The organism is Paraburkholderia sp. RL17-383-BIF-A, assembly GCF_046028015.1.
GTDB lineage: Bacteria > Pseudomonadota > Gammaproteobacteria > Burkholderiales > Burkholderiaceae > Paraburkholderia.
Map to the genome: position 1 here is coordinate 1 of NZ_JARESR010000069.1, position 3,222 is coordinate 3,222.

At 53.0% G+C, this 3,222-nt stretch carries 2 rRNA genes; both read right to left on the bottom strand.

From position 1 onward, the window contains the following. Window positions 1-4 precede the first annotated feature (4 nt). Window positions 5-117, bottom strand: a 5S ribosomal RNA gene (gene rrf / locus P0D71_RS35925). A 208-nt stretch (window positions 118-325) separates the two neighbouring features. Next, window positions 326-3,204, bottom strand: a 23S ribosomal RNA gene (locus P0D71_RS35930). Window positions 3,205-3,222 lie beyond the last annotated feature (18 nt).

Genomic DNA, 3,222 nt, shown 5'->3' on the forward strand with positions numbered 1-3,222 from the left:
GGGAGCCTGACGATTACCTACTTTCACACGGGAATCCGCACTATCATCGGCGTGGAGTCGTTTCACGGTCCTGTTCGGGATGGGAAGGGGTGGGACCGACTCGCTATGGTCATCAGGCATGACTTGTTGCTGCGCTGTCTTTGGGGACAGCCCAACCAATCTGGAAGAAGTAGTTTCTGGTGATGCTCACCAGAGAAGCTTGGGGTTGTGTTGTTTCTGGCACAACACTGATCACTCAACCGTGTGTGGCGTCCCTGCCCCCTTCGGGGGTGGGATGCTCGTAAGTGCTGAAGCACTAACGATCATCGCAAAACACACCTGTTATAGGATCAAGCCTTACGGGCAATTAGTATCAGTTAGCTTAACGCATTACTGCGCTTCCACACCTGACCTATCAACGTCCTGGTCTTGAACGACCCTTCAAGGGGCTCGAAGCCCCGGGGATATCTCATCTTAAGGCGAGTTTCCCGCTTAGATGCTTTCAGCGGTTATCTCTTCCGAACATAGCTACCCGGCGATGCCACTGGCGTGACAACCGGTACACCAGAGGTTCGTCCACTCCGGTCCTCTCGTACTAGGAGCAGCCCCCTTCAAATATCCAGCGCCCACGGCAGATAGGGACCAAACTGTCTCACGACGTTTTAAACCCAGCTCACGTACCTCTTTAAATGGCGAACAGCCATACCCTTGGGACCGGCTACAGCCCCAGGATGAGATGAGCCGACATCGAGGTGCCAAACACCGCCGTCGATATGAACTCTTGGGCGGTATCAGCCTGTTATCCCCAGAGTACCTTTTATCCGTTGAGCGATGGCCCTTCCATACAGAACCACCGGATCACTATGACCTGCTTTCGCACCTGCTCGACTTGTCGGTCTCGCAGTTAAGCACGCTTATGCCATTGCACTATCAGCACGATTTCCGACCGTACCTAGCGTACCTTCGTACTCCTCCGTTACACTTTGGGAGGAGACCGCCCCAGTCAAACTGCCTACCATGCACTGTCCCCAGTCCGGATAACGGACCAAGGTTAGAACCTCAAACAAACCAGGGTGGTATTTCAAGGTCGGCTCCACGCAGACTGGCGTCCACGCTTCAAAGCCTCCCACCTATCCTACACAGACCGGTTCAAAGTCCAATGCAAAGCTACAGTAAAGGTTCATGGGGTCTTTCCGTCTAGCCGCGGGGAGATTGCATCATCACAAACACTTCAACTTCGCTGAGTCTCGGGAGGAGACAGTGTGGCCATCGTTACGCCATTCGTGCAGGTCGGAACTTACCCGACAAGGAATTTCGCTACCTTAGGACCGTTATAGTTACGGCCGCCGTTTACCGGGACTTCAATCAAGAGCTTGCACCCCATCATTTAATCTTCCGGCACCGGGCAGGCGTCACACCCTATACGTCCACTTTCGTGTTTGCAGAGTGCTGTGTTTTTATTAAACAGTCGCAGCCACCAGTTTATTGCAACCCCTTCACCCTTCTGGCGCAGGCCAGTCAAGCTACAGGGGCGTACCTTATCCCGAAGTTACGGTACCAATTTGCCGAGTTCCTTCTCCCGAGTTCTCTCAAGCGCCTTAGAATACTCATCTCGCCCACCTGTGTCGGTTTGCGGTACGGTCTTGTTAAACTGAAGCTTAGAGGCTTTTCTTGGAACCACTTCCAGTTGCTTCTTCACCGAAGTGAATGGCCTCACACCCTTGAATTCCGCGCCCGGATTTGCCTAAGCGCCTTCTCCAATGCAAGGACCGGGACTTCCAACACCCGGACAACCTTCCGCGATCCGTCCCCCCATCGCATTTAACAATGGTGCAGGAATATTAACCTGCTTCCCATCAGCTACGCATTTCTGCCTCGCCTTAGGGGCCGACTCACCCTACGCCGATGAACGTTGCGTAGGAAACCTTGGGCTTACGGCGAGGGGGCCTTTCACCCCCTTTATCGCTACTCATGTCAGCATTCGCACTTCCGATACCTCCAGCGCACTTTTCAATGCACCTTCGCAGGCTTACGGAACGCTCTCCTACCATGCACATAAATGTGCATCCGCAGCTTCGGTATATTGCTTAGCCCCGTTACATCTTCCGCGCAGGACGACTCGATCAGTGAGCTATTACGCTTTCTTTAAAGGATGGCTGCTTCTAAGCCAACCTCCTGACTGTTTTAGCCTTCCCACTTCGTTTCCCACTTAGCAATATTTGGGGACCTTAGCTGGCGGTCTGGGTTGTTTCCCTCTTGACACCGGACGTTAGCACCCGATGTCTGTCTCCCGTGATTGCACTCTTCGGTATTCGGAGTTTGCTATGGCGTAGTAATCCGCAATGGACCCCACAACCATGACAGTGCTCTACCCCCGAAGGTGATACACGAGGCACTACCTAAATAGTTTTCGGAGAGAACCAGCTATTTCCAGGTTTGTTTAGCCTTTCACCCCTATCCACAGCTCATCCCCTAACTTTTCAACGTTAGTGGGTTCGGACCTCCAGTACGTGTTACCGCACCTTCATCCTGGCCATGGATAGATCACCTGGTTTCGGGTCTACACCCAGCGACTGAACGCCCTGTTCGGACTCGCTTTCGCTACGCCTGCCCTAATCGGTTAAGCTTGCCACTGAATGTAAGTCGCTGACCCATTATACAAAAGGTACGCCGTCACCCCTTGCGAGGCTCCGACTGTTTGTATGCATGCGGTTTCAGGATCTATTTCACTCCCCTCCCGGGGTTCTTTTCGCCTTTCCCTCACGGTACTGGTTCACTATCGGTCGATCACGAGTATTTAGCCTTGGAGGATGGTCCCCCCATCTTCAGACAGGATTTCACGTGTCCCGCCCTACTTGTCGTACACCTAGTTCTTCCTCGCTGTTTTCGTCTACAGGGCTATCACCTGCTATGGCGGCACTTTCCAGAGCCTTCGACTAACAATGAAGATAAAGAGTACAGGCTGGTCCCATTTCGCTCGCCACTACTCTGGGAATCTCGGTTGATTTCTTTTCCTGCGGTTACTTAGATGTTTCAGTTCACCGCGTTCGCTTCACGTAGCCTATGTATTCAGCTACGGATACTCCATAAGGAGTGGGTTTCCCCATTCGGATATCGGTGGATCAAAGCTCGTTTGCCAGCTCCCCACCGCTTTTCGCAGGCTACCGCGTCCTTCATCGCCTGTGATCGCCAAGGCATCCACCACATGCACTTGTTCGCTTGACCCTATAACGGGTGTGTCTC